This is a genomic window from Frankia sp. Hr75.2 (genome assembly GCF_949319125.1).
GTDB lineage: Bacteria > Actinomycetota > Actinomycetes > Frankiales > Frankiaceae > Parafrankia > Parafrankia soli.
On record NZ_CASGGV010000314.1, the window covers coordinates 24,603 to 41,919 of the forward strand.

The following is a 17,317-nucleotide window of genomic DNA, read 5'->3' on the forward strand; positions in this document are numbered from 1 at the left end:
TGAGCCGCGGGTCCACCGGCGCCCACAGGGGGAGCGCCGGTGGACCCGCCCCTGAAGCCCTGTCAGCCAATCGGCGGGAAATGGGGCCAACTGTGTGAGCTTGCGCTGGGTTAATGTCACACGATCTGATCTATCGGGGGCGGTGGATGGTGTTCGGCAAGGAACTCTTGCTCAAGAACGAACTGGGCTGGCGGCGGCAGCTGCGGGCCGTCTCGTTGGTCACGGAGCTGGACGTGCCGGACCGGGATGTGCGTGAAATCCTGCACGCTCTCGGCCGGCTATACCCGGACGCGCCCCCTGACGACGCGTGGCGCCTCCTGCAGGTGCGCTTCCCGGCCGCGATCGTCATCGGGCTCGCGGGGATCGGCGCGCAGAACTACCATCAGGGCAATTACTGGTCCGGCGTGTGGGATACCGCAGGCTTCCGGGCGACCCAGCATGACCAGCAGGCGTGGGCCGACGCGTTCCGCAGGAATCTCGACCTGTTCGGGCTCGCGAGGTTCTCCGGGCTGGCCAGGGTCAACGTCGACGAGATCCTCATGCACAGCGGCGTCCCGGTGTACTGCCTCGCGGACCTGCTGCGGATGCTGATCCGGCGCGAGCAGGCGGAGCCGGGCGTGACCGGTCGGGAGGCCCTGGCCTGGGCGAGGACCGCGCCCGAACACCAGATCGGCGTCGACAAGCCGGTGCTGCGCTTCCTGCGGCAGGGCGGCGACTACGCGGCCGACTTCGTGGACCGCTGCCTCGACCTCGTCAACCTGCTCGCGTCGCCGGACAGCCCGGCCCTGGACCCGGCCGAGCTGGCGCTGCCTCGCAGGATCGTCGACGAGGCGGTGCGGCTCGCGAACCTCGGCGAGCTCGACCTGGCGGCCCTGCGGACCGCCGCCGCCCGGCATCCGTCGCCCGGGTACGGCGGCGCGGCCACCAGAGCCGGTGGTGGCAGGAGCCGGGACGGAGACAGCGCCGACTCGGCCGCCGGCCCGATCGGGCTTGGGCGCCCCCAGGTGCGGCTCGACCCCTACAACAACGGGGTCGTGTTGTGGCTGCCGCCGGTCGGTGAGGCGCCGGACGGCCGCGCGGTCTGGACGGTGACCACCGACTCCGTCGTGAACCGGGTGCGCACCCAGTCGATCTGGCCGGGGACCACCGAGACCGCCCCGGAGACGGTGCTGCCGCTGAACCAGCCGGTCCGGTCGATCGACGTGCGCCTCGACGACTCGTCTCTGCGTTACGAGCTCACGCTGGTCGACAAGGACGACCCGCTGCTCGTGTTCACCGAGGACGGGATGCGGATCGGCCCGGCAGACTCGCTGCCGCAGGGCCCGGTGTGGCTGCTCCACCCCGATCCCAAGGAGCTCGGCGAGCGTGACCTCGAGGCGGTCGGCCGGACCCCGGCGGAGCTCGAGGACGCGCCGCCTCCGTACGGTTGGAGCGGCTGGCGGCTGCGGCACGTCGACCTCACCGGGGTCCGGGCACTCGGCTATGCTGGCCGGCAACGCTCCGTGCACACCTCCCGCCGCGCCCACCTGGAGCTGCCGTCCCCCCTCCGGGACGTGACGACGGTGTTCGGAGCACCTGTCCTGAGCACACCGCCCCGCCTGTCGTTGCCCGTCGAGACCGTGCCGGTCACCTGGGCCGTCCGGGTGCGCCGTCCCGGCGCTCACCAGACCCTTGCCGCGAGGGACGTCACGGTCGGCGCCACCGACACGGGTAGCGCCACCGACACGGGCAGCGTCGCTGACCCGGACGTCGGTGACGACGTCCGCGCTGGTTCCGCCCGGCCGGAGCGGTCCGCGACCCGCTGGGTCGACCCGTGGGAAGGCCTGCCCCGCCCGCTTCTCGGCGCCTATGAGATCACCGTGCGAGGTCCACTCGGCCGTGGCCTGACGCGGACCGTCGAGATCGCCGAAGGGCTGGTCGTGCGCAGCGACCCGCCGTGGCGCGAGATGAGCCTGGCCGGGCTGGTGCCAGCCGGGCTGACCCTCCAGCTCGGCACCGACGCGCAGGCAGGCCCGGCCGGAGGGGGAGGGCCCGGTGTCTCGCCGGCGCGGGTCTCGCTGGGCCGCCACGAGGTCACCGCCCGGGTGACCGCCTCGGCCCACGGCCACAGCCGGCAGCTGCTCGCCGGCGCGCCATACATGGCCCTGCGGCGGGTCGTCCCCGGAGCCCGGAACACCTGGTCGTATCAGCCGTTGCGGCTGCACGCGGAGACCGACGGCCGTGGCGAGCTGCTGGTCCAGCTACCCGCGGCCGTGCCCGCCGAGCTGGTTGTCAGCGCCGGTGACCAGGAGCTGCAGCGGATCCCGCGAACCCGCGACCGGCAGACGACCGTGGCCCGGTTCGACCTCACCCGGCTGGCCGACACCGTCGCCCGGTACCGGCGGGCGGTCGTCGAGGTCGATCTGAGCGGTCTGCGGATCCCCGTCATCCGCTACGCACCGCGCCGGCTCGCCACCGGCATCGAGATCATCCCCACGGAGGACGCGGAGGTCCTGAGCGCGCAGGGCTTTCCCGGCGTCGGCGGCGTCGTGGCCGGCTGCTATCAGCTCTACGCCCCGTGGCGTCCGCCCGTACTGGTGACGCTGGACGAGGCCGGGCGCAGCGGTCCGCTCCCGGCCGAGCTGCGCGACGCCGGCCCGTTGCTGGTGGTGCTCCGCCTCGACGACCCCTGGGTGCCGGTCGACTGGCCGGACTGGCCCGACCCCCGCGACCACGAGGACGTCTATCTCCTGCGTGACCGGCTGTGGCGGGCGCCGGCGGACCCGAGCGGGCCGGTGGCCGTCGAGACCGAACTGTCCGCCTGCCTGGCGGGTCGAGGCGGGCAGCCCCGGTCCGCGGGTGGCGCGGTCGCCGCCCTGCGGCTGTACGGGGTCGCCGAGGACCTGCGGCGGCGCGGGCTGCCCCGGGACGGCCGGCCCGTCGCGGCGGCGCTGCTCGCGGCCCACCCGTCCGACGCGCTCGCGGCGCCGCTCACGGCCCGCGTCGACGCGACGGCGTCCGTCGCTCCGCTGGTGCAGGCTGGCCTGGCCGTGTTGCCGCTCGGGAGCCGTCTGTCGGCCGACGACGAGCGTGCCCTCTGGTCCGCGAGCCCGCTGGCCGCGATTCTGGCCGGCGCCGTCCACCTGCGGGCCGCGAGCGGACCACGGGGCGTCCAGGGACGGCCGGGTTCACCGGACCCGCGTCGATTCGACCCAGGATGGGCGGCCCGCCAGACGGAGCGGGCGCAGCGCCGCGAGGCGCAGCGGGACCGCCTCGGCTCCGTCGCGGGTGAGGTGGCGCTGATCGTGCTCGACGGCGGCTCCGACCCGCACCGGACCGCCGGCCGCTTCGACGCGGCCGTCGCGCGGTTCGCTCAACTGCCCCCCGATCAGCTGGAGAACGTCTGGCGCGCCAGTGGCGTGGTCCCGGGAGCGTTGCTCGACGCCGACACCAGGGCCGTAGCCGCCCGCCGGCTGTTCGACGCGCGTAACCAGGAGGAGATCAGGGACCTTGCCCGGACGGCGGACGTCACCCTGCGCAGGGTGCTCGCGGCGCTCACGCTCGCCGAGGTGCCGTCAGCGCTGGAGGCGGCGATCGCGGCCCGTCGGGACGCCGACGCGCCGCGCTGGTTGTTGCTGCCCGCGGTGTCCCTGGGGCTGGCCGGGCTCGCCCGGCAGGCGGCCAGGAGCGACGATCGTGATCGGTCACTCAAGGTCTACCAGGCGCTTCTGCCCGCCCACACGGCGCTGGCCCGGCATGCCCCCGACCTGGTGACCATCGATGTGCTGCTCGCCGAGCTGCTCCTGCAGGGCGCCGCGCCGCAGCGTCCCGCAGTGCCGTCCGCGGGCATTCCGTCTGCTCGTCAGACGACCAACCTGACCCAAGAAGTGAAGGGTGACCGATGACCAGCCGGCTCGACCCGCTGAGCGCCAGCGAGGCGATCGTCGACACGTACCAGCGGTACCTGCGCAGTCTGATCGTGCCCCGTGACCCGCGGCTGGCAGCGTCGTTGCACGCGGCCATCGGCGAGGCGGTGGGCACCGGCATCACCCGGGGACCGCTGGTGGAGGCGACCCCGCCATACCGGACCGGTGCGTCCCTGCGGCAGCTCGCCGCCGAAGGTGTCGTGCATCCGGACCTGGTCGGTGGGCGCATCCGGGTTCCGGTGGATCGGCCGTTGTACCGGCACCAGGAGCAGGCCGTCCGCAAGGTCGCGCGGGGCCGCAACCTGATCGTCGCCACCGGTACGGGCTCGGGTAAGACGGAGAGCTTCCTGCTCCCGATCCTCAACGAGCTGTCCACGCAGCGCGCCCGCGGCGCGCTCGGCCCAGGGGTGCGGGCATTGCTGCTCTACCCGATGAACGCCCTCGCCAACGACCAGATGAAGCGGCTGCGGGAGCTGCTCGCGGACGAACCCGACATCACCTTCGGTCGCTACACCGGAGAGACGCAGGAAAGCACCAGGGACGCGCAGGCGAAGTTCGCCGCGCAGAACCCGGGCGAGCCGATGCTGCCCAACGAGCTGCTCAGCCGGGAGCAGATGCGCGCCACGCCACCGCACCTGCTGCTCACCAACTACGCGATGCTCGAATACCTGTTGCTGCGGCCGTTGGACATCGCGCTGTTCCAGGGCGAGCACGGGGGTAACTGGCGGTTTCTGGTCGTCGACGAGGCGCACGTGTACGACGGCACCCGTGGCGCCGAGCTCGCGATGCTGCTGCGTCGGCTGCGCGACCGGGTCATCGACCCGGTCGATGTCGCCAACCTGCGTTGCATCGCGACGAGCGCCACGGTCGGCGCCGATCCCCAGGCGGTGACACGGTTCGCCGAGACGCTGTTCAGCGCGCCGTTCGACTATGTCGACGGCGACCCGGACCGCCAGGACCTCGTCGTCTCGGAACGGGTGCCGGCTCCTGACGGGCCCGCCTGGGGCCCGCTCGCCGCGGAGGACTACTCGGCGCTGCTTGGTTCCGACGAGGCGCGGGCCGCGGTCCTCGCCGCCGCCCGCGGCCACGGCTATCAGGGGGACGACGCCGGCGAGGCACTGGCGACGGAGAGCCGGCTGCGCCAGCTGCGGGAACGGCTCACCGAGGGGCCGGCGCCGCTCGGTGACCTCGCCACCGAGCTGTTCCCGGAGACACCGGCACACGCTGCCGCCGACCGGGCCACGGCACTCGTCCAACTTGCCAACGCCACCAGGACCGCCGCCGGCACCCCTGTCCTGTCCACCCGCTTCCACCTGTTCGCCCGCGCCACCGAGGGGGCGTTCACCTGCTTCACGGAGTCCGGGCCGCATGTCACGCTCACCCGGCGGGAGCGTTGCGAGCACTGCGCCGCCGCGGCCTTCGAGTTCGCGGCCTGCCGGCGTTGCGGGGCGGTCTATCTGCCCGGGGTGCTTGAGAGGGTCGGGCCCAAGACGGTGTTCCGTTCCCGGCGTGGCATGGACGACGCCCACCAGGTGTGGCTCGCGATGGACGATGCCATGGCTGGCGTCGGCGGCGACGAGGATGACGAGACCCTGGAGGAGACCCGGTCCGGCGCGGCCGGGAAGGGGGACTCCGTTCAGGGGACGCTGTGCACCCGCTCCGGCTGCTATCGCCCTGGCAGCGCGGCCACCTGCGTGGACCCGGCCTGCGGCGGGGCGCCAGCCCGTCCCGTCCGGCTGATGAGGCCGAAGACGGGTGGCAGCGAACTCGGTCACTGCCTGAGCTGCGGCGGCCGGGGCGGCCGGCTGATCCGGTCCTTCGAGAGCGGCAACGACGCCGCGGTGTCGGTACTCGCGACATCCCTGTACCAGCTGCTGCCGCCGATGGACGACGCGGAACAGGCGGCGCTGCCGGGTGGCGGACGCAAGATCCTGTTCTTCAGCGACAGCCGCCAGTCGGCCGCCTACTTCGCGCCCTACCTCGAGGACTCCTATGCGAGCGCGGAGCACCGGCGGATCCTCTATCAGGGCCTCGTGGCCGCCACCGGGGAAGCCGTCGACGACGGTGATGACGACGGTGATGCGGACGTCAGGCGGGGCGACATCCTCCACCACTCGGTCCGGGCGGCGACCCGTGCCGGGGTGTTCGAACGCCGTCTCTCGAAACAGGAGAAGGTCCGGGCCGTCGACCTGTGGGCCCAGCAGGAGCTGCTCAGCTTCGACGAACGGATGTCCCTGGAAGGAATCGGCCTGCTGCGCTGGGCACTGGACCGGGACCCCGGCTGGGCGCCACCGCGGCCGTTGCTCGACCTGGGCCTGACCACCGAGCAGGCCTGGGGCCTGGTGGAGGAGCTGCTGCGGACAGTGCGTCGCCAGGGCGCGGTCAGCGCTCCGGAGGACGTCGACCCGAGCGACGAGGTGTTCGAGCCACGCAGGGGGCCGATCTATCTGCGCAGCACGGGCGCGGAACGCCAGCGGAAGGTCCTGAGCTGGCTGCCGACCCGTGGCATGAATCGGCGGGTCGACTACCTGCGCCGGGTGCTCGCGGTGCTGGGTCGGGGCGACGACCCCGTCCAGCTCCTCGACGGCCTGTGGAAGATGCTGGTGAACGACCCGAGGGTGACCGACCCCCGGGACCGGTGGCTTGTCGCCGTCAACAAGCCGGGCCTTGGCGTGGTCTACCAGCTCAACCACGAGCGCCTGACGCCGCGTCTGGTCACCCCGGATGAGCGGATGTGGGAGTGCGGGCGATGCCGCACGATCACCGCGGTGAACGTGGCCGGGGTCTGCCCCACCATGAACTGTGCCGGCGAGCTGACCGAGTGGCACCTGCCGGCCGCGGCTGCGGACGAGCACCATTACCGGACGCTGTACCGGACGATGGACCCGGTGCCACTGAAGGTCATGGAGCACACCGCGCAGTGGCGCAGCGATCGGGCCGCGGAGATCCAGCAGGATTTCGTCGCCGGCCGGGTCAACGCGCTGTCCTGCTCCACGACCTTCGAGCTCGGTGTGGACGTCGGCGAGCTACAGACGGTCGTTCTTCGCAACATGCCGCCGACAACGGCCAACTACGTACAGCGGGCCGGCCGGGCGGGCCGGCGTACCGACTCGGCCGCGCTCGTGCTCACCTACGCCCAGCGTCGCTCGCACGACCTGGCCCGGTTCGCCGAACCGGAGAACATGGTCGCGGGGAAGGTGCGCGCGCCGCTGGTGCCGCTCGGCAACCCGCGCATCGACCGTCGGCACCTCCACTCCGTCGCGTTGTCCGCGTTCTTCCGGTATCAGTTCGACACCTTCGGCGCCGTCTGGCGCAAGGCCGGTGAGTTCTTCTCGCCGGACACCACCGGGCTCGCGCCCGCGACGCTCGTGGCCCCTTTCCTGCGTCCGTTGCCGGCTGCGGTCGCGGACTCGCTGGCCGCGATCATCCCGTCGGCGGCCGAGCGCGACGAGCTCGGCATCACGGACGGGACCTGGGTCGGCGAGCTGGACGGGTTGCTGGTCGACGTGCTGGCCGAGTACACCGCGGACATCGAGACGTACGAGCGGATGCGGAAGGAGGCGTACGAGAACCGCAAGGACTCCCTTGCCGGGACCTACGGGCGTGTGATCAGGACGCTGGAGGAGCGCGATCTGATCGGTCTGCTCGCGAACCGCAATGTGCTGCCGAAGTACGGATTCCCGGTGGACACGGTCGAGCTGCGGGTCTCTCACATCGGCACGCCGACGGCGAGCAAGATCGAACTGTCGCGGGACCTGACGACCGCCGTCTACGAGTACGCGCCGGCGGCGGAGATCGTCGCCGGTGGGCTGCTGTGGCGCTCCGGTGGTGTGTACCGGCTGCCGAACCGTGAGCTGGAACGGCTCAACTACACCATCTGCGCCGGCTGTGGGCATTTCCGCGACAGCATCGCGGAGCTGGATCCCGTCTGCCCGCGGTGCGGAACACCTCTCGTCGGCGCGCCACGGCGCTACGCCCTACCGGTCTACGGATTCGTCGCGGAACGTAAGCCGGGCCGGCCCGGTGCCAGCCCGCCGCGGCGATCCTGGCACGGCGGCACCCATGTCGTCTCGCCGGGGGCGGAGATCGAGGAGTACAAGGTCGAGAAGCCTGGCGGGACCGTCTACGCGCGGGCGGGCGCACGCGGCGAGCTGGTGAGCCTCAACGACGGCCCGGCCGGGTCCGGCTACCTGATCTGCAAGTGGTGCGGCTACGGCCGTCCGGTGGCCGCCGCCAGTGTCAGAGAGCACCACCAGCCGACAACGGGGCAGAGCTGCACCGGCCCGCTCGAGGCCCTTTCGCTCGCGCACAAGTACCAGACGGACGTCCTGGAGATCGCCTTCGACGGCCAGGCGGCGGTGGGCGCCGACGACATGGTGTGGCGGTCGGTGCTGTACGCCCTGGCGGAAGGCGCCTCGGTGGCCCTGGAGATCGCGCGCGACGACATCGACGGCACCCTGTTCCTCAACCGGTTCGGCTCGACCTCGATGATGATCTACGACACGGTGCCGGGTGGCGCCGGCAATGTGCGCCGGATCGCCGACGCGTTGGACATGGTGTTGCCGGCGGCGCTTGCGCGGGTCCGTGACTGCGAGTGCGGCCCGGAGACCAGCTGCCACCGCTGCCTACGCGTCTTCCGCAACGAACGTCACCACGAGATCCTGCGCCGCGGTGCCGCTCTCGACGTCCTGCAGCGGCTGCTCGGTGAGCCGGACATCGGCTGGGCGGACCGGTACGCGGCGGCGCGTGAGATCACTTCGCTGGATCTGGCGGCCTTCACGCCGGCGGAGCTCGCGGGCCACGACGAACGGTTCCGCCTCGCAGAAGCCCCCGGAGAGGTGTTCGAGGTCGTGGCACCTGGCCAGATCGATCTCTGGGACGGTCGAGTCGTGCTCGCCCGGGACAGCAGGGGCACCTACGTCGTCGGCAGGCTCACCCTGGTCCGTGAGGACCGGGAGATCACCGGGGTGATCGTCAGCCCGTCGCACGGCGGGTCTGTGCATGACGACCCGGCCAGGACCATGGTGGTGGCCGTCGCGGTCTAGCGTCGTACCCCCGGGTGCCGGCGGTGGGTGTTGAGGCAGGCCGTCTGGTAGATGGCAGTAGCGGGAGTCCCGCGGGGGCTCCATCGGAGCGGATCGGGTGAGTGCCGCACGGCCGGATCACCCGGGGATGGAGAGGTCATGGCGACGTCCGGGCGGATCACCACACCGTTCACCGCCGAGTGCACCGCTGCCGAGGTCGTGGCCGGCATCGATCTCGGTGGCCGCCGCGTCGTGGTGACCGGCGCGTCGTCCGGCATCGGGGTCGAGACGGCCCGGGCGCTGGCCGGGGCGGGCGCCGAGGTCACCCTTGCCGTCCGCGATGTCGAGGCGGGCCGGCGGACCGCCGACGAGATCGTCGCCGCCACGGACAACAAGGAGATCCACGTGGCGCCGCTGGATCTCGCCGACCGGGCGTCGGTCGCCGCGTTCGTCGCCGGCTGGGACGGCCCGCTGCACATCCTGGTGAACAACGCCGGTGTGATGGCCACGCCCGAGCTGCGCACGCCGGAAGGCTGGGAGCTGCAGTTCGCGACCAACCACCTCGGTCATTTCGCGGTGGCCTCCGGCCTGCGCGGCGCGCTGGCGGCGGCCGGGGGCGCGCGGGTGGTGTCGGTCAGCTCGAGCGGGCACCTGCGATCGCCGGTGGTCTTCTCCGACATCCACTTCCGGGAGCGCGCCTACGAGCCGTGGGCGGCGTACGGCCAGTCCAAGACCGCGAACGTGCTGTTCGCGGTCGAGGCGACCAGGCGCTGGGCCGACGACGGCATCACCGTGAACGCGCTGATGCCGGGGGCGATCGCCACCAGGCTGCAGCGCCACATCAGCACCGAGGATCTCGACCGGCTCCGTGGCCAGATCAACGCCCCGGCTCTGGTCTGGAAATCCGTCGAGCAGGGCGCCGCGACCTCGGTGCTGCTCGCGACCTCGCCGCTGCTGGACGGGATCGGCGGCCGGTACTTCGAGGACTGCAACGAGGCGCTCCCGAACACTCCGGGTGTCCGGGGCGGTGTGGCCGCCTACGCCCTCGACCCCGAGGCCGCGGCCCGGCTCTGGGACGTCACCGTCGACACGCTCGCCTGAGAACCTAGGCGGTCCGCGGGCGGTCCGCGGGCGGTCCGCGGGCGGCCGCCGCGCCAGGGCGTCTACTCCTGGTTGCTTTCCGTAGCCATCCGGATATCCCCGCCCGGCCCGGGGCAAGAGGAGGGGGATGGGCCGCGGCCCGGCGACGGCGCTGGCCGCGGCCCGCCTGAAGGCGGTGAACGTGATGGTCGACCCGTCCGCGCCGCCAGTCGATCAACCGCGGACGGTACCGCGCCAGGCGGCCGGCAGCGGCTACTTCTGGCCGGCGGTGGTGATCAGCGCGCTGCTGGTCGTCGGATCGGCGGTCGTCGCGGTCGCCCTGCCGGCCCGGCCGGCACTTCTCACCGTCCGCCTGATCATGATCTTCTGTCTGCTGCTGGGCGGCGGGACCTGCGTGGTGACGGGCCTGCGCCGGCGCGGCGCGGAACGCGCGTGGCGGCTGCTGGTCGCGGGGATGGTGCTGGGCATCGGCGCCGGCGCGGCGGAGATGTTCCCGGCCATGGCCAGCCGCGGGCCACCGGTCCCGCGGCAGGACGCGTCCTCGCTCGCCTATCTGATCCCGCAGGCGTTCGGGCTGGCCGGAGTGCTGTGCTACCCGACCGACCCGTTCGACCTGTCGCTGCGGCCGCCGGGGCGGGGCCGCGACCGCCGCTGGTACGTGATCACGATCATGGACGGTCTGATCGTGGCCGGCGCGGTGACGCTGCTGGCCTGGATCACCATCCTCGAGGACGCGATCGCGGCGTGGGGGCCGCTGGGTGACGGGCCCATCTACTCGATCGTCCTGTCCGCCAACACCCTGATCATCGCCGTGGTGGTGATCCTGGTCGTGGTGTTCCGCCAGCCGCGCTCCGGTGGTGGCCTGAGTCTGCTGATCATGGGGCTGCTCACCGTCACCGCCTCGATCGCCAGTTACATGGCGGTGGTCGTCCGTGGTGGGACGGACGTCCCGCGGCTGCTGGACCTGCTGCTGATCGCCGGGCCGCTGCTGGTCGGGCTGGCGGCGCTGGCGCCGGAGACGTCCCGGCCGGGGCGCGCCGCCGTGGACGGGAGCGGTGACACGTTCGTCCCCTCGCGGCGCCGGCGGTGGCACGCCATGCTGCCGTACCTGCCGCTGACCGCGGCCGGCGTCGCGACGCTGCTCGAACTCTCCCGGGAGGACATCGCCCAGCAGGAGGAGATCTGGGCGCTGCTCGCCCTGCTGCTGATCGCGCTGCTCCGGCAGATGACCACGATGAGCGACAACATCCGTCTGCTCGGCCAGGTGGAGGAGAAGCAGCGCCAGCTGCACTACCAGGCGTTCCACGACCCGCTCACCGGGCTCGCGAACCGCGCCCTGTTCACCGAACGGCTCGACTCGGCGCTGCGCCGGCGTGACCTGGGCGCCGGACGTCTCGCGGTGCTGTTCTGCGACCTGGACGGATTCAAGCGGGTCAACGACGAGTTCGGGCACGCCGCCGGCGACGACCTGCTGCGGGTGACCGCCCGTCGGCTGGCCGGGTGCGTGCGGCCGGCGGACACGGTCGCCCGGCTCGGCGGGGACGAGTTCGCGATCCTGCTGGACGCCGACGCCGAGGACCCCGGATCGGTCGGGCGGCGGCTCGCCGCCGCGGTGCGGGCGCCGATCCGGCTCGCCGACACCACGTTCACCGTCGCGGCCAGCACCGGCCTCGTCGTCGTCGACCCGGCCACCGGGCCCGTCACCGCGGACGCCCTGCTGCACCGCGCCGACCTGGCCATGTACGCGGCGAAAGCCCAGGGGGACGGGCGGCAGACGGTCTACACCCCCGATCTCGCCGTGCCGCGCTCGGGCTCCGCGCTGCGGGCCGCGCTCGACGCCGCGGCCCGCGGTGAGCCCGCCGACGGCCGGCTCGCCGTGATCTACCGGCCCATCATCGACCTCACCACCGCCACCCCGGTAGCCCACGAGGCGCGCCTCGCCTGGGCACACCCCGACCTTGGCGCCACCCGGCCGCTCCCCGCCGACGATGCCCTCGGCCTGGTGCCGGCCCTGGACCGGATCCTGCTGCGCGCCGCCTGCCGTGCGGACGGGTCGGGCCGTCCGCTGCCCGTGCACGTCACGATCTCCGCCCGCCGGGCCGGCCAGCCGACCCTCGTCGACGACGTCGCCGCCGCGCTGCGGGCGGCGGACCTGCCGCCCGCCGGCCTCGTCCTCCAGATCCGCCCCACCCCGCGCGCCGCAGGCCCGGCCGACTTCGGTGACGTGGTCAGCCGCGTCCGCGCCAGCGGGGTCCGGATCGGGCTCGCCGAGATCGGGGCACCGGACACCCTGATCGACGCCGCCATCGGCATTCTCGGCAGTGCCCCGGTGGACATCGTCACCGTCCATTCCGACCTCACCGCGACCTGGACGGCCCCCGGCCGCGATGATCCGGCCGCGGCCCTCGCCCGCACCGGCCTCGCGACCCTGATCGGTCTCGGCATCACCGTGGTCGCCGACGGGGTGGACGGCCCGGCCACCGCGGCCCGCCTGCGGGAACGCGGCTGCCGGCTGGCCTTCGGTGATCCCTGCGGTCGTGCCCTCCTGCCAAGCCCGCTCCCGCACGCCGACGCAGCCGATCACGCCGATCCCCGGCATGCCGATCTCCGTCACGCCGACCGGTGCCGATCGCCGTGACGGCCAGCGCTCGTCGCGGCCCGCCGCCCGGCCGGCGATCGGCCCGGGAAATCGCATCAAGCGTGCTGGAGGAGGACAGAATGTCGCATCGTTCCGATCCTGTGCTGGAGCCCGATCCTGTGCTGGACGCCCCCTTCGGGGCCGAGCCGGAACCGGACGCGCTCATCCAGGCGGCCATGCGCTGGCATTTCTCGCCGGAGACGGGATCGCCGTTCTGGCTGCGGACGGCGGAGACCTTCGATTTCGACCCGCGCCGCGACGTGCGCACGTTCGCCGATCTCGCGCGCTTCCCCAACGTTGTGAACCAGCTCCGCGACGTCCGGGTGCAGGATCTCATCCCGCGCGGCTACGGGCCCGACCCGGACGTGGTCGGCGTCTACGAGAGCGGTGGGACGACCGGGGCGCCCAAGCGGGTGGTCATCCTGGAGGACTGGATGCGGCGCCTGGTGGCGAACTCGCAGGACCTCAGCGACCGGCGCGGTGTCCCCAACGGCGTCGGCTGGCTGTCCGTGGCGCCGAGCGGCCCGCACGTGTTCGGCGAGTTCGTCGGCCGGCAGGCACGGCAGCGCGGCTCGGTCCGTTTCACCGTCGACCTCGATCCGCGCTGGGTCCGCAAGGTGCTCGCGGACGGCCGTCCCGAGGAGGCCGAACGCTACGCCGAGCACGTGATCGACCAGGCCGGGCGCATCCTCGAAACCCAGGACATCGGGGTGCTCGTGACGACGCCGCCGCTGCTGGAACGGCTCGCGCGCCGCGACGACCTCGTGAAACTCGTCAACGAACACGTGCGGGTGATCACCTGGGGTGGCGCGCACATGGACGCCGACACCCGGTCGATCCTCCGGGACGAGGTCTTCCCCGAGATCCAGATCTACGGCGTGTACGGCAGCACGATGGTGCTCGGCGCGGCGCACGAGCGGCTCGGCCTGACCGCCGACGACCCGTGCGTCTTCGACCCGTACTCGCCGTACATCTCGTTCGAGGTCGTCGACCCGCAGACCCGCCGTCCGGTCGGGTACGGCGAGCGCGGCCAGGTGATCATGCACCACATCAGCAGGAACGCCCTGCTGCCCAACAACCTCGAACGCGACCTGGCGACCCGGATCGAACCGCTGCCCGGGCAGATGGGGGACTCGGTCGCCGACGTCGGCCCGGTGGCGGTCTTCGACGACGAGCCGCTCATCGAGGGGGTCTACTGATGGCCGGCCTGATCGATCTCGACGCGCTCGGCCCCGCCGGCCCGTACCGGGCCCGCAACCGGGAGACGATCCCCGACGTCACCGGGCGGCCCGTCGCCGAGCTGAGCCTGGTACCGAGCCTGTTCGTGCGGCGCGGGATGGCCGCCCTGCACCGGGCCGACACGCTGCCCGCCGACCGCCGCGCCGCCGCGCTCGCCCACGCCGGCCAGATCTTCGCCACCGGGGTCATCGACGGGATGTCCCGCGACGAGTACGAGCACACGGTCACCAGGGTGTGCGGCCTGCCGATCTCCGTCGTGCGGGCCGCGACCGACGCGGTCGCGCTCGCCGCCCAGGAGGCGTACGCCTCGGCCGACGCCGCCCGGCCGGCCGCGGCCGTCGACGACTGGCACGACCCGCTGACCAGGCAGGGGCGGGCGCTGTGGACCCGGCGCGGGAACGTCTTCGCGGTGCACGCGGCGGGCAACCATCCCGCGGTGCACTCGCTGTGGCTGGAGGCGCTCGCGCTCGGCTACCGGGTGGCCGTCCGGCCGTCGCGGCGCGAGCCGTTCACCCCGCACCGGCTGATCCTCGCCCTGCGCGAGGCCGGCTTCCCCGACGACTCGGTGCTGCTGCTGCCCACCGACCACCGGGTCGCCGACGAGATCATCGACGGTGCGGAGCTGGCGATGGCCTACGGCGGGGACGACGTCGTCGCCAGGTACGGCCGGGACCCGCGGGTGCTCACGCAGGGCCCGGGCCGGACCAAGATCCTGCTCGACGACCCGGACTGGCGCTCCCACCTGGACGTCGTCGTCGACTCCGTCAGCCACGAGGGCGGGGCCGCCTGCGTCAACACCACCGCCGTGTTCGTCGCCGGCGACCCGGCGCCGGTCGCCGCGGCCCTCGCCGAGCGGCTGGCGGCCATTCCGACGCTGCCGCCGGAGGAAGAGAAGGCCGTCCTGCCGGTGCGGGGCGCCGCGGCCGCCCACGCCGTCGAGCGCTACCTGCTCGACCACGCCGGCGACGCGCGGATGCTGCTGGGCGGCGACGGCGTGGCCGACGAGCTGGGCGACGGCAGCGCCGCCCTGCGCCCGGCGGTGCTCCAGCTGGACAGGTCGGACGCGCCCCAGGCCGGCATCGAGCTGCCTTTCCCCTGCGTGTGGATGGCGCCGTGGTCCCGCGAGGACGGCGTCGGGCCGGTGCGGGGCTCCCTCGTCCTCACCGCGATCACCGCGGACGACGCGCTCCTGGACGAGCTGGTCGCGGAGCCGACGATCAGCAATGTCTACATCGGCGACCACCCGACCTACTGGATCCGGCCGGGCATCCCGCATGACCGCTATCTCGGCGAGTTCCTCATGCGGACGAAGGGCATGATCCGTGACTGAGCCGGGGTCGCCCGCGGGGCCGGCGCGGTCGCCGGGGCCGGTGTGGTCGGCCTGGCCGGCGGGGTCACCCGGGGACCGTCTCCCGGGCCGTCGCCGGCACCTCGTCGGGCGCGTCAGCGGGCGCGTCGGCGACCGGGCGCCAGGTACCGTCCGCGTCGGCCCAGCCGTGGCCCCGGTCGTAGGCGGCGTTGAGCTCGGCGGTCAGGCGCGAGCCCCGCTCGGGCAGGGTCAGCCCGTGGTCTTCGGCGTGTTCCCTCAGCCACGCGCGGACGTCGGTCGCGGACGCCGTCTGGTGCGGGCGGCGTGGCCGGGAGCGGGCCGGCACCGGGCGTTTCGGAGCGCTCTCCGGCGCCGGTGGCGCAATAGCGTCGTTCTTCTCCACGTCCGTCCACGCCGTGTCTATCTTGGCCGTTCGGGCGATGGCCACCGTCTCGCCGTACTCCGCGTACTCGCCGAGCACGGACGCTATTTCGTCGCGGCATTCGTCGCACACGTCGAGCCGCACCAGCCTGCCGTCGTAGGCGAGCACCGCGGTCCTGGTGGCAGCGATCCTCTCCGTACCGTGGTTCCCGACGTTGTCGCACCAGACGTTGATGAGCGATATTACTTCGCGTGCCATCAGAAAGACCCCTCTTCGTGTTCGGACGCCCATCGTCCGGGTGTTTCCGGACACCAGCCTAGTGGGGTCGAAGAAGGGTGGCAAATGGAGTATGGATCGTACTGTTCGCATGTCGGTCAAACCGATAGGCGGCGCCGCGGAATACCGTTGGCCGTCGCCGCCGGGTAGAGCCGGCGTGGGGGGTTCTGCCAGTGCTTGGTCGGGCAGGGACTCCCACCCGCGCGTGCCAGCCTGTTCGCTGGAAGCACGCAGCACGCAGCACGCAGCACGCAGCACGCAGCACGCGGCGCGCAGGCGCGCGGCGCGGTGCGCACGCCCCTCGAGGGCGGGCCACGGGTCAGCCCCGCCGGGGCGGCCACCCCCTCGACAAGCACCTCGGAAGAGACCCATGCGAGCGACATACATGTACGGCGCCGGCGACGTGCGGATCGCCGACGTCGGCGACCCGGCGCTGGAGCAGCCGACCGACGCGCTGGTGCGCGTCGTGCTGGCGTGTATCTGCGGCAGCGACCTGCACCCGTATCACAGCCTGGTGGCAACCCCGGCGGGCGTCCCGATGGGCCACGAGTTCATCGGCGTCGTCGAGGAGGTCGGCGGCGAGGTGTCGACGCTGCGCGCCGGCGACCTCGTCATCGCCCCGTTCGCCTGGTCGGACGGCACCTGCGAGTTCTGCCGCGAGGGCCTGCACACCTCGTGCCGCACCGGCGGGTTCTTCGCGGCCGGCGGCGTCGGCGGCGGCCAGGCCGAGGCGATACGCGTCCCGCAGGCCGACGGCACCCTGGTGAAGGTCCCGGTGGCCGAGGACTCCGCCCTCCTGCCGTCCCTGCTGACCCTCTCGGACGTGTTCGGAACCGGCTACCACGCTGCCGTCCGGGCCGGCGTGAACCCGCGCACCACGGTCACCGTCATCGGTGACGGCGCGGTCGGGCTGATGGCGGTGCTCTCGGCCCGCCGGCTCGGCGCGGAGCGGATCATCCTGATGGGGCGGCACAAGGCCCGCACCGACCTCGGCCTCGAGTTCGGCGCGACGGACGTCGTCGCCGAGCGCGGCGAGGAGGGCGTCGCCCGGGTGCGGGAGCTCACCGGCGGCGACGGCAGCCACGCGGTACTCGAGGCCGTCGGCTACCGGGCCGCCTACGACCAGGCCCTCGGTGTGGTCCGGCCGGGTGGCGTGATCAGCCGGGTCGGCGTGCCCCAGTACGCCGACGCGCCGATCGGCTTCCCCAGCCTCTTCGGCCGCAACATCACCCTCACCGGGGGCCCGGCGCCTGTCCGGGCCTACATCGAGACGCTGCTGCCCGCCGTCCTCGACGGGGAGGTCGAGCCCGGCAAGGTCTTCGACCGCACCGTCTCCCTCGAGGGCGTCCCCGCCGGCTACCGCGCGATGGACGACCGCAAGGCCCTCAAGGTCCTCGTCCGCCCGTAGCGGCCGCCCGGGGCCGGCCGCCACGCCACCGGGGG

8 protein-coding genes are annotated in these 17,317 nt (G+C 73.0%); 7 read left to right on the plus strand and 1 reads right to left on the minus strand.

Annotation, left to right across the window (positions count from 1 at the left end; all coding sequences use genetic code 11):
• Positions 1–113 precede the first annotated feature (113 nt).
• The 6 genes from AC559T_RS27845 (at position 114) to AC559T_RS27870 (ending at position 15,237) form a co-directional block, all read left to right on the plus strand.
• Positions 114–3,884: a hypothetical protein gene (locus AC559T_RS27845; RefSeq protein ID WP_498870592.1), complete on the plus strand. Its 3,771-nt coding sequence runs from the start codon at positions 114–116 to the stop codon at positions 3,882–3,884.
• Entirely contained in the window at positions 3,881–8,950 is a 5,070-nt protein-coding gene (locus tag AC559T_RS27850) for a DEAD/DEAH box helicase (protein WP_498870593.1), read from the plus strand. The genes AC559T_RS27845 and AC559T_RS27850 overlap by 4 nt, the downstream gene beginning before the upstream one ends.
• Positions 8,951–9,088: 138 nt before the next feature.
• The gene (locus tag AC559T_RS27855; protein ID WP_498870594.1) at positions 9,089–10,030 is read left to right on the plus strand and encodes an SDR family NAD(P)-dependent oxidoreductase; all 942 of its coding nucleotides are present in this window, start codon (positions 9,089–9,091) and stop codon (positions 10,028–10,030) included.
• A 127-nt stretch (positions 10,031–10,157) separates the two neighbouring features.
• On the plus strand, positions 10,158–12,668 hold the full coding sequence (locus AC559T_RS27860) for a diguanylate cyclase domain-containing protein (RefSeq protein ID WP_112107740.1): 2,511 nt from the start codon (positions 10,158–10,160) through the stop codon (positions 12,666–12,668).
• 80 nt (positions 12,669–12,748) lie between these two features.
• Positions 12,749–13,867, plus strand: coding sequence for an AMP-binding protein (locus AC559T_RS27865; protein WP_498870595.1), 1,119 nt, complete (start codon positions 12,749–12,751; stop codon positions 13,865–13,867).
• Entirely contained in the window at positions 13,867–15,237 is a 1,371-nt protein-coding gene (locus tag AC559T_RS27870; RefSeq protein WP_498870596.1) for an aldehyde dehydrogenase family protein, read from the plus strand. The genes AC559T_RS27865 and AC559T_RS27870 overlap by 1 nt, the downstream gene beginning before the upstream one ends.
• A gap of 64 nt (positions 15,238–15,301) precedes the next feature.
• Here the strand turns inward: AC559T_RS27870 and AC559T_RS27875 are convergent, their stop codons facing one another.
• Complete coding sequence (locus tag AC559T_RS27875; RefSeq protein WP_498870597.1) at positions 15,302–15,856, minus strand: hypothetical protein; 555 nt, start codon at positions 15,854–15,856, stop codon at positions 15,302–15,304.
• A gap of 388 nt (positions 15,857–16,244) precedes the next feature.
• Between AC559T_RS27875 and AC559T_RS27880 the strand changes: the two genes are divergently transcribed.
• Entirely contained in the window at positions 16,245–17,282 is a 1,038-nt protein-coding gene (locus tag AC559T_RS27880; RefSeq protein ID WP_498870598.1) for a zinc-binding dehydrogenase, read from the plus strand.
• The last annotated feature ends 35 nt before the right edge of the window (positions 17,283–17,317 follow it).